At 59.5% G+C, this 21,383-nt stretch carries 18 protein-coding genes and 2 pseudogenes; 12 read left to right on the top strand and 8 right to left on the bottom strand.

The genetic code is table 11. The features are described from left to right. Window positions 1–121 precede the first annotated feature (121 nt). Complete coding sequence (mltA, locus tag AAIS01_RS16685) at window positions 122–1,306, bottom strand: murein transglycosylase A (RefSeq protein ID WP_343469820.1); 1,185 nt, start codon at window positions 1,304–1,306, stop codon at window positions 122–124. A gap of 123 nt (window positions 1,307–1,429) precedes the next feature. Between mltA and AAIS01_RS16680 the strand changes: the two genes are divergently transcribed. Then, complete coding sequence (locus tag AAIS01_RS16680; protein WP_343469819.1) at window positions 1,430–1,879, top strand: c-type cytochrome; 450 nt, start codon at window positions 1,430–1,432, stop codon at window positions 1,877–1,879. Between the two features lie 81 nt (window positions 1,880–1,960). Here the strand turns inward: AAIS01_RS16680 and AAIS01_RS16675 are convergent, their stop codons facing one another. Next, entirely contained in the window at window positions 1,961–2,356 is a 396-nt protein-coding gene (locus AAIS01_RS16675) for a DUF1090 domain-containing protein (protein ID WP_343469818.1), read from the bottom strand. A gap of 88 nt (window positions 2,357–2,444) precedes the next feature. After that, a pseudogene (ligB, locus tag AAIS01_RS16670) lies at window positions 2,445–4,117 on the bottom strand (NAD-dependent DNA ligase LigB). Between the two features lie 207 nt (window positions 4,118–4,324). On the opposite strand from ligB, the gene AAIS01_RS16665 reads away from it, so the two are divergent. Further along, complete coding sequence (locus AAIS01_RS16665; protein WP_092401590.1) at window positions 4,325–4,945, top strand: LysE family translocator; 621 nt, start codon at window positions 4,325–4,327, stop codon at window positions 4,943–4,945. Window positions 4,946–5,196: 251 nt separating this feature from the next. On the opposite strand, the gene metK is transcribed toward AAIS01_RS16665, so the two are convergent. Both metK and AAIS01_RS16655 read right to left on the bottom strand, forming a co-directional pair. Continuing rightward, a complete protein-coding gene (metK, locus tag AAIS01_RS16660; protein WP_047230414.1) occupies window positions 5,197–6,387 on the bottom strand; it encodes a methionine adenosyltransferase in 1,191 nt (396 codons plus the stop codon). Between the two features lie 19 nt (window positions 6,388–6,406). Further along, window positions 6,407–7,402, bottom strand: coding sequence for an ArsR/SmtB family transcription factor (locus tag AAIS01_RS16655; RefSeq protein WP_343469817.1), 996 nt, complete (start codon window positions 7,400–7,402; stop codon window positions 6,407–6,409). Between the two features lie 258 nt (window positions 7,403–7,660). Here AAIS01_RS16655 and tkt point away from each other — a divergent pair, with 258 nt between their 5' ends. The 9 genes and pseudogenes from tkt to AAIS01_RS16610 form a co-directional block, all read left to right on the top strand. After that, window positions 7,661–9,658 (top strand): transketolase, encoded by a 1,998-nt coding sequence (tkt, locus tag AAIS01_RS16650; RefSeq protein ID WP_343469816.1) that lies wholly within the window; start codon window positions 7,661–7,663, stop codon window positions 9,656–9,658. 148 nt (window positions 9,659–9,806) lie between these two features. Beyond that, a complete protein-coding gene (epd, locus tag AAIS01_RS16645) occupies window positions 9,807–10,892 on the top strand; it encodes an erythrose-4-phosphate dehydrogenase (protein WP_343469815.1) in 1,086 nt (361 codons plus the stop codon). Window positions 10,893–10,917: 25 nt separating this feature from the next. Beyond that, entirely contained in the window at window positions 10,918–12,081 is a 1,164-nt protein-coding gene (locus AAIS01_RS16640) for a phosphoglycerate kinase (RefSeq protein ID WP_343469814.1), read from the top strand. A gap of 31 nt (window positions 12,082–12,112) precedes the next feature. Then, complete coding sequence (locus AAIS01_RS16635) at window positions 12,113–12,337, top strand: hypothetical protein (protein ID WP_343469813.1); 225 nt, start codon at window positions 12,113–12,115, stop codon at window positions 12,335–12,337. A gap of 57 nt (window positions 12,338–12,394) precedes the next feature. After that, window positions 12,395–12,730: an MliC family protein gene (locus AAIS01_RS16630; RefSeq protein WP_343469812.1), complete on the top strand. Its 336-nt coding sequence runs from the start codon at window positions 12,395–12,397 to the stop codon at window positions 12,728–12,730. 244 nt (window positions 12,731–12,974) lie between these two features. Beyond that, window positions 12,975–14,039: a class II fructose-bisphosphate aldolase gene (gene fba, locus AAIS01_RS16625; RefSeq protein ID WP_003177554.1), complete on the top strand. Its 1,065-nt coding sequence runs from the start codon at window positions 12,975–12,977 to the stop codon at window positions 14,037–14,039. Window positions 14,040–14,189: 150 nt separating this feature from the next. Then, window positions 14,190–14,441 carry a helix-turn-helix transcriptional regulator gene (locus AAIS01_RS16620; protein ID WP_343469811.1) on the top strand — a complete coding sequence of 84 codons (252 nt, stop codon included), beginning with the start codon at window positions 14,190–14,192 and terminating at the stop codon, window positions 14,439–14,441. Beyond that, a complete protein-coding gene (locus AAIS01_RS16615; protein WP_343469810.1) occupies window positions 14,434–15,693 on the top strand; it encodes a type II toxin-antitoxin system HipA family toxin in 1,260 nt (419 codons plus the stop codon). Before AAIS01_RS16620 ends, AAIS01_RS16615 begins: the two co-directional genes overlap by 8 nt. Further along, a pseudogene (locus AAIS01_RS16610) lies at window positions 15,689–15,817 on the top strand (class II fructose-bisphosphate aldolase); the annotation flags it as partial. The gene AAIS01_RS16615 and the pseudogene AAIS01_RS16610, both read left to right, overlap by 5 nt. A 708-nt stretch (window positions 15,818–16,525) precedes the next feature. Here the strand turns inward: AAIS01_RS16610 and AAIS01_RS16605 are convergent. From AAIS01_RS16605 to AAIS01_RS16595, 3 genes are all read right to left on the bottom strand, one after another. After that, the gene (locus tag AAIS01_RS16605) at window positions 16,526–16,810 is read right to left on the bottom strand and encodes a fructose-bisphosphate aldolase (protein WP_343469809.1); all 285 of its coding nucleotides are present in this window, start codon (window positions 16,808–16,810) and stop codon (window positions 16,526–16,528) included. A 463-nt stretch (window positions 16,811–17,273) separates the two neighbouring features. Then, entirely contained in the window at window positions 17,274–17,942 is a 669-nt protein-coding gene (locus AAIS01_RS16600) for a polysaccharide lyase family 7 protein (RefSeq protein ID WP_343469808.1), read from the bottom strand. Between the two features lie 289 nt (window positions 17,943–18,231). After that, the gene (locus AAIS01_RS16595) at window positions 18,232–18,903 is read right to left on the bottom strand and encodes a polysaccharide lyase family 7 protein (RefSeq protein ID WP_343469807.1); all 672 of its coding nucleotides are present in this window, start codon (window positions 18,901–18,903) and stop codon (window positions 18,232–18,234) included. Between the two features lie 323 nt (window positions 18,904–19,226). On the opposite strand from AAIS01_RS16595, the gene AAIS01_RS16590 reads away from it, so the two are divergent. After that, window positions 19,227–21,350: a putative bifunctional diguanylate cyclase/phosphodiesterase gene (locus AAIS01_RS16590; protein WP_343469806.1), complete on the top strand. Its 2,124-nt coding sequence runs from the start codon at window positions 19,227–19,229 to the stop codon at window positions 21,348–21,350. Window positions 21,351–21,383: the final 33 nt, after the last annotated feature.

The raw sequence follows: 21,383 nt of genomic DNA, 5'->3' as shown, positions 1-21,383 counted from the left end.
ACCGCTTTCGCGAGCAAGCCCGCTCCCACATAAGAACTGCGTGACGGCAATATCTGCGACTTACCCCATCCCCCTGTGTGCGAGCCTGCTCGCGAGGGGGCCAGTACCCTCAATCCATTTCTCAAGGATTGGCGGTGACCGTATTGGCAACCTGCGGCACCTGCGGTAATGCCATGCCCTTGGGCCACAGCATCCAGATCTGTCCCTGTTGCTTCATATCCCCAGCCAGGTTTCCCGCTGCTTCACCGGTGCCCCAGAACAGGTCTGCCCGTACTTCGCCGGCAATTGCGCCGCCGGTGTCCTGGGCCGCGACCGGCCGGTTCAATGCACTGCCGTCAGGGCGGGTGGTGGATAACCACAGCAGGCTTCCCAGGGGAATCACCTTGCGATCCACCGCCACGCTGTAGCCGGCGGTCAGCGGCACATTCAGTGAGCCCCGCGGCCCTTCGTTGCTGTCCGGGTTACGGTTGAAAAACACGTAGCTGGGGTTGCTGCCCAGTAACTCGGGAATCCGGTTCGGGTTGGCTTTTGCCCAGGCACTGATGGTGCCCATGGTCACCTCTTCTTTCTTCAGTTCGCCCTGTTCGACCAGCCAGCGCCCGATGGGCCGGTAGGGGTGGCCGTTCTGGTCGGCATAGCCGATGCGCAACTGGCGGCCGTCATCAAGTCGAATCCGGCCCGAGCCCTGGATCTGCAGGAATTGCAGGTTCATCGGGTCTGTCAGCCAGGCGATCACCGGTGCCTTCACCCCGTTGGTTTCGATGGTGGCCGCGTCGTCGTAGGGCTTGAGCACTCGGCCTTCGAGGCGACCGCGCAGGCGCTTGCCCTTGAGCTCGGGGTAGATACTGTCCAGCGACACGATGATCATGTCTTCCGGCACCCCGTACACCGGGATGTTGGCGGTGGCCGTCTGGGTGAGGCTGCCGGGGTAGACCGGCTCGTAGTAACCGGTAATCAGACCGTTGGGGCTGTTGTCACCCGAGCGCAGGCCATAGACATCCAGGTTCTGCTTCAGAAAGTTGCGCACATCCACGGCGGTCAGCGGCACATTGGCCGCCGCCGCGCAGGTGGCGCCCCACACCGTATCGGCCTTGAGCCGGGTGCAGGCGCTACGCCAGGAGCCAAAGCCCGCCAGCAGGTCTTCATCGGACACCGATGGCAAGGCTTCCCACGGTGCGCTGACATACGTGGCGACGGCGTGGGTCTTGGGCTCTTCGGCTTTGTCGCCGCGGTTGCAGCCGGCCAGCAGCGCGATAAGCGGTAGGGTCAGCGCCAGGCCTTTGTGCCAGGTCTTGAAACTGTGCATGAGATTTCCTTGCCGGTCGTTCGAACGCTCCAGGCGTCCAGACAACCCGTATTGATAATAGGGCTATTGGTCTTTGCCGATGACCCGAGGATACTAACCGCCGTTTCCTGCTCCGAGGCCAAGATGTTTGTAAAACGATTTTCCATGGCCGTGCTGGCCTGCCTGATGTTGTCCGCCTGTGGCGGTGTCGATCCCAGTTCCCCGCTGGGCCAACGCAAAGCGATCTTCAAGCAGATGCTCAAGACCAACGAAGAGCTCGGTGGCATGCTGCGCGGTCGTATCCCGTTCGACGGCCCGCGCTTTGCCGAGGGCGCGGTGCAACTTGATCAACTGTCCCGCGAGCCGTGGAAGCATTTCCCGCAAGTGCGTGAAGAAGACCACACCAGTGCCCGGGATGAGGTCTGGCAAAAACAGGCGCGTTTCCAGGAACTGGTCCGCAGCCTTGAAGCGGCCACCGGTGAGTTGGTAACCGTCAGCAAGGTCCAGCCCTACAGGGCCAGCAACCTGGGGCCTGCGGTGCAGAAGGTAGAGGATGCGTGCAGCGCCTGCCATAAAGAGTTTCGGGATTATTGAGTAGGAGCGGCTGCAAGTTTTTTAGCTGCAAGCTGCAAGTGTGGGGCTTTAGGCTTGCGGCTTAAAACTTGTCGCTGCCGCTTACTTATCCAGCTCATCCACCGCTTCCTGCAATTCTTTGCGAGAAGCCGCCAGTTTGTCCTTGCGTTTGTTGATTCGCTGCGCGTCGCCTTTTTTCATGGCCTTTTCCAGGTCGGCCTGACGCTGGCTGACTTCGTGCTTGGCTTCAAGGACCTTGTTTTCACGTTCTTTGCGCAGGGAGGCGTCGGTGCAATGGGTGGTGACCTGGCTTAATGCTGTTTCCAGGCCGGCTTGCTGGTCCTTGTTGCCGCGGGACTTGGCCAGCTCGATTTGATTGATGATGCCCTGGCGCTTGGCTGCGCAGCCGGTGAGCTCCGGTGTTTGCTCGGCTGCCGTCAGGGGGGCGGCCATGGCGCTGCATAGCGTCAGCAGTGCGATAGGGGACAGAAAATTCATAGCAACTCCGTGAAAACTCGCGAACGGTTGGTATAGATGCGCTGTTGGAGCGCACGTTTACCCCTTGGGTTCAACTGTGGGACCTGGATTAAAAACCGTCGACCCCGGCACCCTTCAGTACTTCACTCAACGCCAGCACCTGTGGGTCGCGAAAAAAAGCCCTCAGTTGCGCAGCGCGTCCCGGGCCGATACCGGCTTCGGCTTGCCAATGTTCGATGTCGCGCTCGGCAAGCACCTGCCATGGCCCCTCCAGCCGGACCTCGCCGGTGGGTGGCAGGCCAAGGGCCTTGAGCCACTGCCCAAAAGGAAGTTGCCGGGCGCTGTGCAGGCTGTCGAGCAAGCGGGCGCTGCTGCGTTCGCCGAAGCCGGCAATGTTAGCAAGCTCGTCGGCATCAAGGGTCATCCAATCCAGCAAACCATTGAGTCGACCGGCCGCCAGGAGTTTTTCCCAGGTGCCCGGGCCGACATGGGGCAGGGCTAATCCGTGCTTGCCGCTGAGCCAGCCCAGGCGCGCCAGAAACTGGCTTTCGCAGCCGGGTGTCGGCTGCCAGCAACTTAAAAAGTGATAGTCGGCCGCCGCCGGGGCGTTCACGGCCTGGCGCTCGACACTGCGCAGCACGACGCTGTCCAGGCGTGGAATGGTCAGCCCAGCCAGGCTGATGGCGACCCGGTCGCCAGGACGGATGTCCATTTGCTCCCAGCGTTTGAGGGAGCTGACGCTCACGCGGCGGATTCGTCGGTCGTCGAGCATCGCAGGTTCAAGTTCCAGCACGGGCGTGATGCGCCCGGTCCGACCGATCTTGAAGCGCACGTGGCGCACCTCGGCCAGGGCCTGGGCATAGGGGTATTTCCAGGCCACGCTCCAGAACGGCGCCCGGGCCCGCCAGCGGTCAGCAGGTGGGCGGCGGCTTTGGCGCAGGACGACGCCATCGCTGGCAAAGGCAGTGGCGTGCGATACCAGTGGTCGCGCCACTGCTTGACGTCGGCCAATGCCTGGACGGGTTGGCTGTAGCCGGTGGTGTCGGCAAAACCCAGCGCTTTCAGGGTCGCCTCCCGTTCGGGCAGCGTGGCCGGTCCGTCAGGCCAGTCCCAGACAAACAGACCGATGTCCGCCCCCTCCTGCGCGGTCAAATTCGTGCGCGCCATCAGCCCCGCCACGGTCGCCCGGGCATTGAGACTGCCGTTGCGGGCCTGGACGTGGGCAATCAGCCGCCAGTACAGCTCACCTTGAACGACCAGGTCCAACGGCTGATGCAGCCGTTGCGGGATGGCGTTGATCTTGTGCGCGGCCCAGGTCCAGTCTTGCCCTCGGACACCATCACCGCGGCTGATCGCCTGATGCAGGCGCCCTCCGCGATAGATCAAGGTCACGGCCACGCCATCGACTTTCGGTTGGACCCAGAGGTCTTCCCGGCCTTTTAACCACGCCTTGACGGCGTCGGCATCCTTGAGTTTGTCCAGGCCCGTGTGTGCGACGGGGAGTGGCACTTTCCCACTCGCTGTGCGCAAGGGGAGATTTGGCGCCTCAAGACCAAAGCAGTCGCGCCACTGACTCAGTTGGATGCGGGACTGATCGTAGAGCTCATCGGCTACCAGTGATTGGCCGAGGCGGTGATAGCTGTCATCCCACGCGTCGATTCGCTGTTGCAGGGCGGTGATTTCTGCCTGGGCGCGTCCGAGGGGCCAGTCGGGACAAGACGCGGCGATGACGGGAGAAGTGATGAATATGAAGCAGGCCCATAGGCGTGATAGCGGCAGCATCGAAGCATCCTTGCTGGGTGGTGTGCTTGAAGGCTAGTCACTGCCTCAGAAGCTGCGAGGCTGGGAGCGTTACCGGATTTTGCAGGGGCCGATGGCGAAGTCGTGGCGGTACAGTGCAGGGTGATTTGGTTGCGCAACTGTGCCTTGAACCCATCAGGGGCGAGCGCAGAATGGGTGCTCGATCCGCTCTGCCAGGCGTGCATCCCTATGGACCTGACGACCCTCGCTGTTTTCATCCCGGCCTGCTTCGCGCTGAACATGGCACCGGGGCCGAATAACCTGCTGTCCATCAGCAACGCCTCGCGTTATGGCTTCGTCCGGGCGTGCAGCGGTGGCATTGGCCGGTTGCTGGCGTTTGCACTCATGATTGCCCTGGCAGCGGTGGGGCTGACGGCTGTGCTGCATACCTCGGAGCTGTTGTTCCTGGGGATCAAGTTCGTGGGGGCCGCTTATCTGTTCTATCTCGCCGTGCAATTGTGGCGGGCGCAGCCAGAAGCCGGCGCTGAAGCGGCGGTCACTTCGATGAGCGTAACTCGCCTGGCGCGCCAGGAGTTTCTGGTGGCGATCGGCAACCCGAAAGCAATCCTGTTGTTCACCGCCTTTCTGCCGCAGTTTGTCGACCGCGCCAGCACTGTCACCCAGCAGTTCGCCGTGCTGGGCGGCCTGTTCCTGGCGCTGGAGTGCATCGCCATCGGGTTGTATTGCTACATGGGGATTTATGCGCGGCGGCTGTTTGCCCGGCCGAGCGGCAAACGTCTGTTCAATCGCCTGTGTGCGGGGCTGCTGGCCAGTGCGGCTTCGTTTTTGCTGGTGGCGCGACGATCTTGAGTTCGATGGTTCTATTGGTGCCTGGGAGAGGGTGGACTTGTGGCGAGGGGATTTATCCCCGCTGGGCTGCGCAGCAGCCCCAAAATGGTCAAGCATGGTTAACCGGACACACCGAGGCAACTGATTGGGGGGCCGCTTCGCAGCCCAGCGGGGATAAATCCCCTCGCCACAGGAGCGGTGCCTGACTTTAATTTTTTGATAAAAAAGCCCCTGGCGACTGGGTCGCCAGGGGCTTTTCGTAGCAGCGGGTGTTACAGGCCGGCAGCGGCGCGCAGGGCGTCGGCGCGGTCGGTTTTTTCCCAGGTGAAGGTGGTGAAGGTGTCGTCACCGACCGTCTTGGTTTGCGGCGTGCGACCGAAGTGGCCGTAGGCAGCAGTGTCCTGGTACATCGGGTGCAGCAGGTCGAGCATGGTGGTGATGGCGTACGGACGCAGGTCGAACACTTCACGAACCAGCTTGATGATCTTGTCATCGCCGATCTTGCCGGTGCCGAAGGTGTTCAGCGAGATCGAGGTAGGCTGGGCGACGCCGATGGCGTAGGAAACCTGGATCTCGCAGCGCTCGGCCAGGCCGGCGGCCACGATGTTCTTGGCCACATAACGACCGGCGTAAGCCGCCGAACGGTCAACCTTGGATGGATCCTTGCCGGAGAACGCACCACCGCCGTGACGGGCCATGCCGCCGTAGCTGTCGACGATGATCTTGCGACCGGTCAGGCCGCAGTCGCCCACCGGGCCACCGATGATGAACTGGCCAGTCGGGTTGATGTGGAACTGGGTGTCCTTGGACAGCAACTCGGCAGGCAGTACATGCTTGACGATCAGCTCCATTACGCCTTCGCGCAGGTCTTTGTAGGACACTTCAGGGTTGTGCTGGGTCGACAGTACGACGGCATCGATACCGACAACCTTGCCGCCTTCGTAACGGCACGTCACCTGGGACTTGGCATCCGGGCGCAGCCAAGGCAGCAGGCCGGATTTGCGGGCTTCGGCCTGGCGTTGAACCAACTGGTGCGAGAAGGTGATCGGTGCCGGCATCAGCACGTCGGTTTCGTTGCTGGCGTAGCCGAACATCAGGCCCTGGTCGCCGGCACCCTGGTCTTCAGGCTTGGCACGGTCAACACCCTGGTTGATGTCGGGGGACTGTTTGCCAATGATGTTCATCACGCCGCAGGTCGCGCCATCGAAGCCGACGTCGGAGCTGTTGTAGCCAATGCCCAGGATGACGTCACGGACGATCTGTTCCAGGTCGACCCAGGCTGAAGTGGTGACTTCGCCAGCGATGATTGCCACGCCCGTTTTCACCAGAGTTTCGCACGCCACGCGGGCGAACTTGTCTTCAGCAATGATGGCGTCCAGCACCGCATCAGAAATCTGGTCGGCGATTTTGTCCGGATGCCCTTCAGACACGGACTCGGAGGTGAAAAGGGAGTATTCGCTCATCTCGATGTTTTCCTACAAGTTACCGATGGTGAGTGTCGCCAGCCGGTCGCTGAAAATGGCGGACCTGAATCTGGAAACCATTACGTAAGCCCACATAGAGGCTTTCCCCGGGCACGAGGCCCGCAGCGGTGGCCCAACGGGCCAGATCGTCCTGTTCGAACCCCAGCCAGAGATCACCGCAGGCCTCCTTGGCCCAACTCTGGTTGTGGCTGCATAACTCTGTCACTAACAAGCTACCGCCCGGTTGCAGCAAGTCGGCCATGTGCTTGAGCGCATCGGCCGGCGCGGCGAAATGGTGAAGCACCATGTTCAATACAACGCAATCGGCCTGCAGGCTCACACCATTCAAGGCATCGGCCAGTTGCAGGCTGACATTAGCCAGTGTTTCACGTTCGCACACCTGGCGTGCCAGCTCGAGCATGGCCGGGCTGTTGTCCAGCGCCGTCACCTGGCTGAAACGCCGGGCCAGTTCCGGCAGAAACGCGCCGTCGCCAGGGCCGACTTCAATGGCCGTGGCGGTGGGCTCGAAGCCCAGTTTGTCGAGCAGCGCCACGACGCTTTCACGGTACTGCGCCAGCCCGGCAATCAGGTCCTGCTGGGCGCGAAACTTCTCGGCCACCCGGGCGAAAAAATCCTGGCTGGCGGCGGCCCGCTGCCCGTGTACCTGGGCAATGCGGGCCTGCACGTCTGCCGGCAGGTCCAGCTCGTCCACCTCTTCGAGCAACGCGGCATGCAGCTTGCCGCCCAGCAGATCGGTATGGGGCAGGGCGCGGCGGTAAAAAATCGCATTGCCTTCACGGCGGGTCGCCACCAGGTCGGCCTGGGCCAGGACCTTGAGGTGGTGACTCATGCCCGATTGACCAATGCCGAAGATCTGCGCCAATTCCAGCACGCCGAACGAGTCGTTGGTCAGGGCACGCAATACATTGAGCCGCAGCGGATCGCCGCCGGCCTTGCAAAGGGCCGCCAGCTCATCGCAATCGTCATGGCGAATGGAAGGCACGCGTAAATTCATAGGACGGCAGTCTAGTGAGGGGTATGGATCACCGCAAGGTCAATATCAAAAAGTTTTGATATTGCTCGATAAATGGCACTTCCAAAGCCGCGCTGGACTCTACACCCCCATCAGCGGAAAGGTTTCACCTGGCGAATGCGACTTTATCCACCGGAAAAAAGCCCCTGGATGACTATCTGTCATTGCCCCGGGGCGGGTGGGTGAGGGAAAATGCTCGCCTTTTTTCGGTTTCACCATTCAAAACCCAGGAGATCAGCGATGCCCAGCCGTCGTGAGCGTGCCAATGCCATCCGTGCACTCAGCATGGATGCCGTGCAAAAAGCCAACAGCGGCCATCCCGGTGCCCCTATGGGTATGGCGGATATCGCCGAGGTGCTTTGGCGCGACTACCTCAAGCACAACCCGAGCAACCCGTCGTTTGCCGACCGTGACCGCTTCGTGCTGTCCAACGGCCACGGCTCGATGTTGATCTATTCGTTGCTGCACCTGACCGGTTATGACCTGTCGATCGATGACCTGAAGAATTTCCGCCAGTTGCACAGCCGCACTCCAGGCCACCCGGAATATGGCTACACCCCCGGCGTGGAAACCACCACCGGTCCATTGGGCCAGGGCCTGGCCAACGCCGTGGGCTTTGCCCTGGCGGAAAAAGTCCTGGCGGCGCAGTTCAACCGCCCCGGCCACAACGTTGTCGATCACCACACCTACGCGTTCCTGGGTGATGGCTGCATGATGGAAGGCATTTCCCACGAAGTCGCCTCCCTGGCCGGCACCTTGGGCCTGAACAAGCTGATCGCTTTCTACGATGACAACGGCATCTCCATCGACGGCGAAGTCGAAGGCTGGTTCACCGACGACACCCCCAAGCGCTTCGAAGCCTACAACTGGCTGGTCATCCGCAATGTCGACGGCCATGACCCGGAAGAGATCAAGACCGCCATCGAAACGGCGCGCAAGAGCGCCCAGCCGACCCTGATCTGCTGCAAGACCACCATCGGTTTCGGTTCGCCCAACAAGCAAGGCAAGGAAGACTGCCACGGCGCGCCACTGGGTGCCGAGGAAATCGCCCTGACCCGCGCTGCGTTGAAGTGGGAACACGGTCCGTTCGAAATCCCGGCCGACATCTATGCCGAGTGGGACGCCAAGGAAAAAGGCCGTGCCGCCGAAGCCGAGTGGGACCAGCGCTTTGCCGCCTATTCCGCCGAGTTCCCTGAGCTGGCCAATGAACTGGTCCGTCGCCTCAGCGGCGAGCTGCCTGCCGACTTCGCTGAAAAGGCCTCGGCTTATATCGCTGAAGTCGCCGCCAAGGGCGAAACCATTGCCAGCCGCAAGGCCAGTCAGAACACCCTCAACGCTTTTGGCCCGCTGTTGCCGGAGCTGCTGGGCGGTTCGGCCGACCTGGCCGGTTCCAACCTGACCTTGTGGAAGGGCTGCAAAGGCGTCAGCGCCGAAGATGCCAGCGGCAACTACATGTATTACGGCGTTCGCGAGTTCGGCATGAGCGCGATCATGAACGGCGTGGCTCTGCACGGCGGCCTGGTGCCTTACGGCGCTACCTTCCTGATGTTCATGGAATACGCCCGCAACGCAGTGCGCATGTCGGCCCTGATGAAGAAGCGCGTGCTGTATGTGTTCACCCACGACTCCATCGGTCTGGGCGAAGACGGCCCGACTCACCAGCCGATCGAGCAACTGGCGAGCCTGCGCTGCACGCCGAACCTGGACACCTGGCGCCCATGCGACGCCGTGGAATCGGCCGTGGCCTGGAAATACGCCATTGAGCGTAACGACGGTCCATCGGCGCTGATCTTCTCCCGTCAGAACCTGCAGCACCAGAACCGCGATGCCGACCAGATTGGCGACATCACCCGCGGCGGCTATGTGCTCAAGGACTGCATTGGCGAACCTGAGTTGATCCTGATCGCCACCGGCTCCGAAGTTGGCCTGGCCGTTCAGGCCTACGACAAACTGACAGCCCAGGGCCGCAACGTACGCGTGGTGTCCATGCCGTGCACCAGCGTGTTCGACGCCCAGGACGCAGGCTACAAGCAGGCGGTATTGCCACTGCAGGTCAGCGCCCGGATCGCCATCGAAGCTGCTCACGCCGATTACTGGTACAAGTACGTGGGCCTGGAAGGTCGCGTGATCGGCATGACCACCTACGGCGAATCGGCGCCTGCGCCGGCGTTGTTCGAGGAGTTCGGCTTTACCCTGGAAAACATCCTGGGTCAGGCTGAAGAGCTGTTGGAAGACTGATCCGAAGTCGCGTCGTTTGAGCTGCCGCCTTCGCGAGCAAGCCCGCTCCCACATTGGAACGCAATCCCATGTGGGAGCGGGCTTGCTCGCGAAGGCGATGGTTCAGGCAATACTGGACTGAAGGCTCACCACGGTAATCGAGAACCCCATGCCCCAACCGCGTCCCTACAAAGTTGCACTCAACGGCTACGGCCGGATTGGTCGTTGCGTCTTGCGTGCGTTGTTCGAGCGAGGGGCCAAGGCCGGGTTCGAGATTGTGGCCATCAACGATCTGGCCGACATGGCCAGCATTGAATACCTGACACGCTTTGACTCCACCCACGGCCGCTTTCCGGGCGAGGTGCGGGTCGAGGGCGATTGTCTGCACATTAATGGCGATTGCGTGAAAGTCCTGCGCAGTGCCACCCCCGAAGGTATCGATTGGGCGTCCTTGGGTGTCGACCTGGTGCTTGAATGCTCCGGCGCCTACCACACCCGTGAAGATGGCCAGCGCTTCATTGCGGCCGGCGCGCCGCGGGTGTTGTTCTCCCAGCCAATGGCCAGCGAAGCGGATGTGGACGCTACCATTGTCTACGGCGTCAACCAGAACTGCCTGGCCGGCGATGAGCTGCTAGTGTCCAACGCTTCCTGCACCACCAACTGCGGCGTGCCGCTGTTGCGCCTGCTGGACCAGGCCATTGGCCTGGAGTACGTGTCGATCACCACCATTCACTCGGCGATGAATGACCAGCCAGTGATCGACGCCTATCACCATGAAGACCTGCGTCGGACCCGTTCGGCGTTCCAGTCGGTGATTCCGGTGTCCACTGGTCTGGCGCGCGGCATTGAACGGCTGCTGCCGGAACTTGCGGGGCGAATTCAGGCCAAAGCCGTGCGGGTGCCGACGGTCAACGTGTCCTGCCTCGACATTACGATGCAGACCGTGAGCGATACCGACGCCACCGAGGTCAACCGGATTCTGCGCGAAGCCGCCACCAGCGGCCCGCTCGAAGGCCTGCTGGCCTACACCGAGTTGCCTCACGCCAGTTGTGATTTTAACCATGACCCTCATTCGGCCATTGTCGATGCCAGCCAGACCCGGGTTTCCGGGCCGCGGCTCGTGAACATCCTGGCCTGGTTCGACAATGAATGGGGTTTTGCCAACCGAATGCTGGATGTCGCTGAACATTATCTGCAAGCAGCGACTTCGCTTTCTGTTTCTCAGTTACCTGATTCAAAAAAACCTGCTCACTAAAACAGTTACCCAGGAATTGCGACCCATGACCGTGTTGAAGATGTCCGACCTCGATCTGCAAGGTAAGCGCGTACTGATCCGCGAAGACCTCAACGTTCCCGTCAAGGACGGTGTTGTCACCAGCGACGCGCGCATCCTGGCTTCGCTGCCGACCATCAAGCTGGCCCTGGAAAAAGGCGCGGCCGTGATGGTTTGCTCGCATTTGGGTCGTCCGACCGAAGGCGAATACTCGGCGGAAAACAGCCTCAAGCCGGTCGCCGCTTACCTGAGCAAAGCCCTGGGCCGTGACGTACCGCTGGTGGCTGACTACCTGGGCGGTGTGGACGTGAAGGCCGGCGATGTCGTGCTGTTCGAAAACGTGCGCTTCAATAAAGGCGAGAAAAAGAACGCTGACGAACTGGCCCAGCAATACGCTGCCTTGTGCGACGTCTTTGTGATGGACGCGTTCGGTACCGCTCACCGCGCTGAAGGGTCGACCCATGGCGTGGCGAAGTTCGCCAAAGTGGCCGCTGCTGGCCCGCTGCTGGCCGCCGAACTGGACGCACTGGGCAAGGCCTTGGGCTCCCCGGCCCAGCCGATGGCCGCCATCGTGGCCGGTTCCAAGGTGTCCACCAAGCTCGACGTGCTCAACAGCCTGAGCCAGGTGTGCAACCAGTTGATCGTCGGCGGCGGTATTGCCAACACTTTCCTGGCTGCTGCCGGTCACCCGGTCGGCAAATCCCTGTACGAACCGGACCTGCTGGACACCGCCCGGGAAATCGCCGCCAAGGTCAGCGTGCCGTTACCGGTGGACGTAGTGGTTGCCAAGGAGTTCGCCGAAAGCGCCACCGCCACCGTCAAGCTGATCGCTGACGTGGCCGAAGACGACATGATCCTCGACATCGGCCCGCAAACCGCAGCCAACTTCGCCGAACTGTTGAAATCTTCCAAGACTATCCTGTGGAATGGTCCGGTGGGTGTGTTCGAGTTCGACCAGTTCGGCAACGGCACCAAAGTGCTGGCCCAGGCCATCGCCGAGAGTGACGCATTCTCCATCGCTGGCGGCGGCGACACCCTGGCGGCCATCGACAAATATGGCGTGGCTGAGCAGATCTCCTACATTTCTACCGGCGGCGGTGCGTTTCTCGAATTCGTCGAAGGCAAAGTATTGCCAGCCGTGGAAGTCCTGGAAAGCCGGGCCAAAGCCTGAGGTTGCGTTGACCCGGCAAAGGAGTGTTGAGATGGTCAAGACGTTGGCGCTTTTGTTGCTGACCGCCTCCCTGGCGGCTTGCGGGAGCCACCCGCAAGCCGCACCGGAAGCAGTCGCTCCCAGCGAACCAAAAACCGGCTGCTACCAGGCCGAGTGGCAGGCCGAGACCAACCCGGTGCTCAACAAGCGTTCCGGGCCGGACGGCCTGGACAAATACGAGACGCAGGTCCCGGCCAAGGAACATGGTTGTCCTTGACGGGTCTGACTCATTAACTCATGGCTGGCGGCTTGCGCCGTCAGTCGAGGAACACGGATGAAAGGCTTTATCGCCGTTGTGGTGTTGGCGTTGCTGGCCGGTTGCGCACAGTTGGATCGGTTTCGTTCGTCCGAGCCTGTAGTAGAAGGCTGGACCACCTGGACCTGCGACAGCCAGGCCAAAGTACTCTGGCGTTATACCGATGACACCCGCAAGGAAGTCGACGTTCGCCTCGGCGGTGCCGAGCAGGTCTATCACCTGAAGGAAGAGCCGGGCGCATCGGGTACGCTGTACAGCGACGACATGCTGGCGTTACACGTCAAAGGTGAGGAAGGCCTGGTGTACTGGGTCGCCACCAATGACTTGATTGGCCGGGGTTGCAAGGCCAACTGATCCACAGAGGTCCAGTGTGGGAGCGGGCTTGCTCGCGAATGCGGCGGGTCAGCTTGCATATCTGCTGAATGTGAAACCGTATTCGCGAGCAAGCCCGCTCCCACAGGGCCCTCTACAGTTTCGAGATTTTGTTTCACCGAACACACAGGCCGGGGCCACCCTCCGACCTGCAATGACTTGAATAGCCGCCGCCGCTCCGGCAGGCTGGCACGATTAACGACCCTCGACCGGGAGAGACACACTAATGGCACTTATCAGCATGCGTCAGATGCTGGACCACGCAGCCGAGTTCGGCTACGGCGTCCCAGCCTTTAACGTCAACAACCTTGAGCAGATGCGCGCCATCATGGAAGCCGCTGACAAGACTGACTCCCCGGTGATCGTCCAGGCCTCGGCCGGCGCCCGCAAATACGCCGGCGCGCCGTTCCTGCGTCACCTGATCCTGGCTGCCATCGAAGAATTCCCGCACATCCCGGTGTGCATGCACCAGGACCACGGCACCAGCCCTGACGTCTGCCAGCGCTCCATCCAGCTGGGCTTCAGCTCGGTCATGATGGACGGCTCCCTGGGCGAAGACGGCAAGACTCCGACTGACTACGAATACAACGTGCGCGTCACTCAGCAGACCGTCGCCATGGCCCATGCCTGCGGCGTCTCGGTGGAAGGCGAACTCGGTTGCTTGGGCTCGCTGGAAACCGGCATGGCCGGCGAAGAAGACGGCATCGGCGCCGAGGGCGTGCTGGATCACAGCCAGATGCTGACCGACCCGGAAGAAGCCGCGGACTTCGTCAAGAAGACCCAGGTCGACGCCTTGGCCATCGCCATCGGTACCAGCCACGGCGCCTACAAGTTCACCAAGCCACCGACCGGCGACGTGCTGGCCATCGACCGCATCAAGGAAATCCACAAGCGCATCCCCAACACTCACTTGGTGATGCACGGTTCTTCCTCGGTGCCGCAAGAGTGGCTGGCGATTATCAACCAGTACGGCGGTGACATCAAAGAAACCTACGGCGTACCGGTTGAAGAAATCGTTGAAGGTATCAAGTACGGCGTGCGCAAGGTCAACATCGACACCGACCTGCGCCTGGCCTCTACCGGTGCCATGCGTCGTTTGATGGCGACCAACCCGAGTGAGTTTGATCCGCGTAAGTTCTTCGGTGCCACTGTGACCGCCATGCGTGATGTGTGCATTGCGCGTTACGAAGCTTTTGGTACTGCGGGTAATGCTTCCAAGATCAAGCCAATCTCTCTGGAGGCTATGTATCAGCGGTATTTGAAGGGTGAATTGAACGCCAAGGTGAACTAAGGCTCAAGCGTCAAAAAAAACCCGCAGCGATGCGGGTTTTTTTGTGCGTGGAATTGACCGTGGAGATTGGCAGGCACAATGCGCTTGAAATGTCCTCTATAAAGGACATAATTAGATTTTAAAACTAAAAAGTCCGATATAGGTGACATTGTGCTGATTCTAAACCCTTCAGTTCTTGGCGAGAGGATGCGTGCACTACGCCGTGCGAAGGGTTATACCCAACGGCAGCTCGCTGAGAAAGCCAACTGCGGCCGCAAAACGATCATCGATCTAGAGGCCGGTGAAAACGTGGCCGTGTACACCCTGTTTCGAGTCGTATCGGCGTTGGGGATGGCGCTGGAAATCGTCGACAAGCGGATTGACCTCAAATCCCTCGCTGATTTGGTAGAGCATGATGAGTAAGGTCAAGCTGCTCAATGTCATGACACCGCAAGGTTATAGCGGCGACTTGTCCAAAGGTTCGCAGTTTTCGTTCGCCTATGCGAGCGCCGAGGCGCCTCGGGAGGTTTCGTTGGTCATGCCCTATGACCCTACGCCTTCAGTCAGCAACGTCCTTCACCCCATCTTTGATATGAACGTGCCCGAGGGGTTTCTGGCCGACCAGATCAAGCGTCGTATGGCCAGACACATGCAGGTCGACGACATGCGGCTGCTATCGGTGATAGGGGGTAATCAGATCGGTCGACTCAGTTACGTCAACCCTGTCGAGGCCTTGACGACTGTGCGGGCTCAGGTCGGGTTGCAGGACATTCTGTCGGCGGATACTTCACAAAGTGTTTTTGACTTCCTTGTTGATACTTATTTTGAGTCTGGTATTTCGGGCGTCCAACCCAAGGTACTGGTGCCTGACTTGGATAAGCTGACGGGCGATCGAAAAACCATGCTCAGCTCCGATCTGATCGTGAAGTCTGGCGCCGAGGAGTATGCCCACCTGGCGCAGAATGAATTCCTGTGTCTGGAAGCAGCTCGTTTGGCCGGGTTGGAAACTCCACCATTCTGGTTGTCGGAAAACGGTGAGTTGTTTGTAATGGAGCGGTTTGACCTGACCCCCTCCGGGCGCCTGGGATTTGAAGACATGGCAGTGCTCCTTGGCTTGTACAAAGACCCCCATGACAACTACAAATATTCCCAAAGTTACGAGACCCTTGCGGCAGTAGTGAATCAGGTATGCCGGCATGCTGAGCCGGTTCGCGAACTGGAGCGCTTTTTTTCTTCGGTGTGCCTCTCGGTCATGGTGCGTAATGGGGATGCTCACCTGAAAAACTTCGGGGTTATTTATACACATCCCGACGCACTGGAAACCGTGCGGTTGGCACCGGTTTTTGATGTCACCACTACAACGGTGTATGAACACTACAACCCCAAGTCTGGCCGCTCGTTGGTGGATCGGACTTTGGCGATCAAGATGAACAAGGTGAAGACTTATCCTGATCGACAGCAACTGATCGAGTTCGGTCGCAAGCATTGTGGCGTAGATAAACCCGCACTGATTATTGAGCGAATCGCCGATGCTATGGACCAGGCGCTGGCGATCAATAAGCATCGTATCGACGAAGAGTTGCTAAAGGGCATGCAGGCTGAGTGGGATGCTGGACGGCTTGCCGCACTTTATGATGCGGTGGCGCCGCGATTCAGGCGCAAGCCAGTGGCGTGAAGTGTGTATTGTTCGTTATGAGGCGTTTGTGGCTGCGGGTATTGCTTCGAAGATCAAGCCGATTTCGTTGGAAGCTATGTGCCAGCGGTATTTGAAGGGGGAGTTAAACGATAAGGTTAACTAAGCTTTTCGCGTTATTAAAAAAACCCGCAGTGATGCGGGTTTTTTATGACTCCAGTGATGAAGTTACTTCTGTAAGCTTACAGGTGCGCTAAAACCTGAGTATGAATTTGGATCACCCTTGGATACGTAGGACTGAGCTTGAAGTGTAATCCACTGGTCTGTATTCGAGAGATCTATGTCGGCAACCCACTGCCCATCGGGGCCTGCCACCCCTTGTCCATATAGTACGCCAGTATTAGCTTGAACAATTGCAACTGAGTGGTTAGGTTCTGCCGTTCCCCAGAGCCGGGGGCTCGGGCCTACTCCGCCGCCGCCAGGTCCGTGGATGACTGGTGTTTGTGGCATGTTATGTACTCCCTTCATTTTGGATATTAAATTCCGATAAAGCGCTGTAAGGCTCATAGTCGCGCTTGTATTTGATGATGGAAGAAGTTGGAGATCAGGTGACCTGTAATAAATGACAGTTTTTTAGAGTTTTTCGAGTTTGTCTGGAGTTTTTCGTTATCAAATGCGAATAAGCGCTTGGCTGCCCCGCTGTCCCTGGAAAGGATGGCTAAATAAACCATCCAAGACAGTTGCTCCCACAATTGGATCGGGGCACGGCCGGAGAGACAGGTCGGCTATAAGGCCGCTTCGCAAAGGACGTTGATTTTGGCGCCCCGTTAACCTAAGCGGCCGTTACCGCAGGAATGGATATGCCCGCAGTATTTTATTCCCCTTCAAGCCCGCGCTGTTCAATGACACCAAACACATCGGTGACATCCTGGACCAAGATCCGAGCAACATTGGTGAGGGTGTTGAAGTCATTGGCGGCTGAGTCACGCAAAGTGGCGCAGGCCATGAGCGTCAGGTAATCGAGGGTGGCATGCAGGCGTTCACTGGCGCAGGCGTGGAGCTCGGTCAGTGGCGCGGTGCTGTCGATGAACAGGATGGGGTGGGTGGTGGCGATTGGAGTGAGGGGGGTGAAGCGGCTGATTGCTTGAGTCGTCGTCATAAGGTTTGGCTCTATTTAAGAAAATAAATTGCCACCTTCTTGCTGCGAAACAAATGGGGTGGCAGTTGCACGCGGGTTCGCAGACCGAGATAGAGACCAAACCCGGCAGACCCGAAGGTCTCCCGCGCGCAACCGCCATAAAATGAACGCAGGCGAGTTTGCCTGAATTTTCATTTGACGGTGCAAAGTCTCTGTTTTGTCAGTGGGCTGCGAAACCCGTGCCCGCTGACCAAAGCCAGCAGACGAAACCGAACTATAGAGCAGATTTTCGAGGCCAAAATCCAGCTGTAGGACGCACCGGCCCCCTGTGGCGAGGGAGCTTGCTCCCGCTCGGGGGCGCAGCCGCCGCAAAACTGGCGCGTGCGGTAGGTCTGACGAAAGACGGGGCTGCTGCGCAGCCCAGCGGGGATAAATCCCCTCGCCACAAAGGGTGAATTCCTACGAGATTTTCAGAGCTGAAAGTTCAGGTGTTGTGATCTATATCTAGCTTGCTGAACGTCACTTTCCCGCCTTCGCTGGTGTAGCCCGTATTGTCCTGCACATACACGCCAGCCTTGAAATACAGTGGCTTGACCTTCCATTTGGCGCTCATGGTGGTGTACCAGCTACGACCTGCGGCGGTGATGCCCAGGTCGCCGGTACGATCAAGGTGGATCCTGTAAGAGAAGGACTTATCGAGTTTCACACCCGTGGCAATGGTGATGACCCGGCCGTCGTCGTCATCGGGGCGCATGCGCACTTTAGCGACGATGTTGCCGGTGCTGCTGGCGTCCTTGTATTGGTATTCCAGTTTCAGCATGGGTTTGTTGCTGTCCTTGGCGTGGATCTGACCGATCACGATCTTGCCGCTGCTGGGCACCTGGTTCACTGCCAGGGTCGCCTGCAGATAGTTGTCGGCGTCGGGGTACAGCCAGTTGCGCAAGGTGCCATCTTTATAGGTTTCCCGCAGCTCGCTACGCGGGTAGATGGCGTTTTCCGTCTTGGCGCCGGTGACCGGTGCCCAGAAATACACCGTCTGGCCTTCAGAGTTGAAATATTTGTTCTTGAAACCGTCCACTAATCGAGGCGTTTCGATGGTTTTGGGTGGGCTTCCCTCAGGGATGCTCAGGTTCCAGGTTGCAAGATCGACCATGTGCGGGCCCTTTCTACGGAATGAAAATATTGCAAGATCCAGCCGGAGGCTCTAGCCAGCGCTTTATGACGCGCCCTGATCAACGCGGAAGTGGAATTTTTCCTGTCCGTCCGGCGGAGGGTTGGCGTCAACTGTCCGTCAGAGTGGTGTTTGCCGCTTTGGTGCCCGAGGAGGATGACCGTTAGTCGGCCAACTCAATATTTTTTTGAACGATGGCGCGATGGCATTGGCTGTTCGCGTCATGTTTCGAAGGGGAGCAGCATCCCTGCTGCTGTGCGCCAGGAAGCGCTTATAGAACGTTGTGATGGATTTCCAGCATGCTGAACGTCACTTTTCCACCTTCAGTGATGTAGCCGGTGTTGTCCTGCACGTAGACGCCGGCTTTGAAATACAACGGCTTGTCCTTCCAGTCCGGGCTTACCGTGGTTCTCCAGTTGTAACCCGCCGCGCTGATGCCCAGCGCGCCCTTGGGGCTCAGGTGAATCTGGTAGGAGAATCTGCGGTCAAGCTTCACGCCCGTGGCGATGGTGATGACCTGGCCCGATTCGTCATCGGGGCGCAGACGGACTTTGGCGACGATATTGCCGGTGGCGCTGTAAGCCTTGTATTGGTATTCCAGCTTCACCATAGGGCGTGTGCTGTTTTTTGCATGGATCTGGCCGATCACGATCTTGCCCGTGCTAGGCACTTGGCTGACGACCAAGGTGGCGCGCAGTTTGTTGTCCGCCGCTGAGTAAAGCCAGTTGCGCAGGGTTCCGTCGCTGTAGGTTTCCCGCAATTCGCTTCTTGGATAAATGGCGTTGGCGGTCTTGGCGCCGGTCACTGGGGCCCAGAAGAACAATGTGCCGGTGTCGGAGTGGAAATATTGATCCTTGAATCCCTGCGACAGTCGGGGTGTTTCGATGGTGATGGCGGGACTGCCTTCGGGAATGCTCAGATTCCAGGTGGTGAGATCGATCATGGTCGGATCCTGCGTAACGAGAGTAAAAATGCTGAACGCCTTAGCGCGAGGCTCTGCTCCGCGCTTTCTGGGCGGGGTGTTCACGCAGGATGGATCCTTGGGGGTGACCGTCCGGCGGATGATTGACGTCAATTGTCCGTCGAAGGTGTCGTTGCAGCTTTTGTGCCTGAGGAGGGTGACCGTTAGTCGGCTATTTTGGGCTTTGTCTGGATGATGGCGCGATGACACCTACTGCTTTTCAGAATCACGGTCTAGAGTGAGGACACAGTATTTGTCCGCCTTGCTACGTCAGGACGGACGTGACGCCCGATAAGAGAAGCAGCATGGAATGCGTGCAACCACCGCTTGGCGAAGACAGTTCCGTCCTTTTGATAGTTGATGATTACCCTGAAAACCTGCTCAGCATGCGAGCGTTGTTGCAGCGTCAGGACTGGAAGGTGATGACCGCGTCCTCGGGTGTCGAAGCCCTTAATCTTCTACTCGAACATGACATCGATCTGGTTCTGCTGGATGTGCAGATGCCCGACATGGATGGTTTTGAGGTGGCGCGTCTGATGCGCGGCAGCCAGCGGACACGAATGACCCCGATCATTTTCCTGACCGCCAACGAGCAATCCCAGGATGCAGTGATCAAAGGCTATGCCAGCGGCGCCGTGGATTATCTGTTCAAACCTTTCGATCCGCAGATTCTCAAACCCAAGGTTCATGCGCTGCTCGAGCACCAGCGCAATCGTCGGGCCTTGCAGCGCCTGAGCCAGGATCTGGAAGCGGCCAGGGCTTTCAACGCTTCGGTGCTGGATAACGCTGCCGAAGGCATTCTCGTGGTGGATGAAAGCGGGTGTATTCGCTTCGCCAATCCGTCTACCTGCCGCCTGCTTAACGCTACCGCCGAGCAGTTGCAGGGCATGCCGCTCCTGGATTTCCTGCAAAAACCCCATATCCCCGAGTGGATCGACTCCGATATCCATGTCGCCTACTGCCGGGGGCAGACCTGGCGCCTGCACGATGCGGTCCTGCGCACCGCGCCAGGCCAGCAAGTGTCGGTGGCGTTGTCGTGTGCGCCCCTGCCTGCGGAGCAGAGGGCTATGGTGGTAACGCTTCAGGACATGTCAGTGGTGCGTCACTTGCACCAGCAACTCGAATACCAGGCCGTTACTGACCCGCTGACCGGTCTGCTCAACCGCAGGGGATTTTATCAGACAGCCGAAAACCTGCTGATGCGCAGCGAGCGCCTGGAAAGCAACTGGGTGCTGTTGTACCTGGACCTGGATGGCTTCAAACGGGTCAATGATTCGTTGGGCCATGATGCGGGTGACCGCGTGTTGCGCTGGGTGTCGGAACAACTGAAGGCGTGCCTGCGCCCGTTCGACATTCTGGCCCGGCTGGGCGGCGATGAGTTCACGGCCCTGCTGGATCTGGAAGTTCCGGAGCAAGCGGCCAAGATTGCCGAGAAACTCATCGAACGGGTGTCGATTTGCCAACAGATCGAGGGCATGGACGTAGCGCTGGGGGCCAGCATCGGCATTGCGACGTACCCGGACTGCGGTGCCAATCTCGATGGTCTGCTGCGTGCGTCCGACATCGCCATGTACGAGGCCAAGCGCGCTGGCCGTCAGCAATACCGTTTTTACGATCACGAAATGAACGGTCGAGCCCGTTCACGGCTGATGCTCGAAGAAAGTGTGCGCTCGGCCATCGAGAACCGTGACTTCAATATGGTCTACCAGCCTCAGGTAGGGGTCGGCGACGGGCGAATCCGTGGGTTCGAGGCGCTGTTGCGCTGGCAGCACCCCAGCGTGGGTGATGTACCGCCAGGCCTGTTCCTGCCATTGCTGGAAGAGGCTCGGTTGATCAGTCGATTAGGAAGCTGGATTTATCATCGCAGCGCGGCCCAGCGTAAAGTCTGGGAGCGCTTGTTCGCGGATGATCTGGTACTGGGGGTAAGCCTGAGCAGTACTCAGTTCGGTTTGCCTAACCTTGTGACCGAACTGCGCCAGGTCCTGGAGCGACATGCCCTCAAACCCCGGCAACTTGAGGTTGAGGTGACTGAAGACGCACTGATGCGCAACCCCGACGAAACCCATAAGCAATTGCGCCTGCTGCATAACCTCGGGGTGCGGGTGGCGCTTGATGATTTCGGGTCCGGGCCTTGCTCGCTGGCGCATCTGCGGGATCTGGAACTCGATACCCTCAAGCTTGATCGACACCTGATCGCCCGTCTGCCAGGCTCACCGCGGGATGCGGCACTGGCGGCGTCGGTCATCGATTTGTGCAAGCAATTGGGTTTGCGGGTGATCGCCGAGGGCGTAGAGACGCCTGAGCAGTATCAATGGCTCAAGGCCCACGGCTGCGAGTATGTGCAGGGGTTCCTGGTAGCGCGGCCCTTGATGGCCGAAGACACCGATGCCTTTGCCCGGCCATTTGACTGGAGCGCGATGCAGGTCTGAATTCGCTACACTGGCGCCTTTTGTGACTGTGTT

This window comes from Pseudomonas halotolerans, from assembly GCF_039581215.1.
Taxonomy (GTDB): domain Bacteria; phylum Pseudomonadota; class Gammaproteobacteria; order Pseudomonadales; family Pseudomonadaceae; genus Aquipseudomonas; species Aquipseudomonas tehranensis.
This window is presented reverse-complemented; position numbering and strand designations above follow the sequence as displayed.

What these genes read in the sequence shown, in the direction of transcription:
- AAIS01_RS16635 (WP_343469813.1), top strand. Translation starts at nt 12,113, where the DNA reads ATGGTCAAGACGTTGGCGCTTTTGTTGCTGACCGCCTCCCTGGCGGCT.
- AAIS01_RS16615 (WP_343469810.1), top strand. Translation starts at nt 14,434, where the DNA reads ATGAGTAAGGTCAAGCTGCTCAATGTCATGACACCGCAAGGTTATAGC.
- epd (WP_343469815.1), top strand. Translation starts at nt 9,807, where the DNA reads ATGCCCCAACCGCGTCCCTACAAAGTTGCACTCAACGGCTACGGCCGG.
- AAIS01_RS16600 (WP_343469808.1), bottom strand. Translation starts at nt 17,942, where the DNA reads ATGGTCGATCTTGCAACCTGGAACCTGAGCATCCCTGAGGGAAGCCCA.
- AAIS01_RS16665 (WP_092401590.1), top strand. Translation starts at nt 4,325, where the DNA reads ATGGACCTGACGACCCTCGCTGTTTTCATCCCGGCCTGCTTCGCGCTG.
- AAIS01_RS16630 (WP_343469812.1), top strand. Translation starts at nt 12,395, where the DNA reads ATGAAAGGCTTTATCGCCGTTGTGGTGTTGGCGTTGCTGGCCGGTTGC.
- AAIS01_RS16605 (WP_343469809.1), bottom strand. Translation starts at nt 16,810, where the DNA reads ATGACGACGACTCAAGCAATCAGCCGCTTCACCCCCCTCACTCCAATC.
- mltA (WP_343469820.1), bottom strand. Translation starts at nt 1,306, where the DNA reads ATGCACAGTTTCAAGACCTGGCACAAAGGCCTGGCGCTGACCCTACCG.
- AAIS01_RS16590 (WP_343469806.1), top strand. Translation starts at nt 19,227, where the DNA reads ATGGAATGCGTGCAACCACCGCTTGGCGAAGACAGTTCCGTCCTTTTG.
- AAIS01_RS16655 (WP_343469817.1), bottom strand. Translation starts at nt 7,402, where the DNA reads ATGAATTTACGCGTGCCTTCCATTCGCCATGACGATTGCGATGAGCTG.
- AAIS01_RS16680 (WP_343469819.1), top strand. Translation starts at nt 1,430, where the DNA reads ATGTTTGTAAAACGATTTTCCATGGCCGTGCTGGCCTGCCTGATGTTG.
- metK (WP_047230414.1), bottom strand. Translation starts at nt 6,387, where the DNA reads ATGAGCGAATACTCCCTTTTCACCTCCGAGTCCGTGTCTGAAGGGCAT.
- AAIS01_RS16595 (WP_343469807.1), bottom strand. Translation starts at nt 18,903, where the DNA reads ATGATCGATCTCACCACCTGGAATCTGAGCATTCCCGAAGGCAGTCCC.
- AAIS01_RS16675 (WP_343469818.1), bottom strand. Translation starts at nt 2,356, where the DNA reads ATGAATTTTCTGTCCCCTATCGCACTGCTGACGCTATGCAGCGCCATG.
- AAIS01_RS16640 (WP_343469814.1), top strand. Translation starts at nt 10,918, where the DNA reads ATGACCGTGTTGAAGATGTCCGACCTCGATCTGCAAGGTAAGCGCGTA.
- tkt (WP_343469816.1), top strand. Translation starts at nt 7,661, where the DNA reads ATGCCCAGCCGTCGTGAGCGTGCCAATGCCATCCGTGCACTCAGCATG.
- fba (WP_003177554.1), top strand. Translation starts at nt 12,975, where the DNA reads ATGGCACTTATCAGCATGCGTCAGATGCTGGACCACGCAGCCGAGTTC.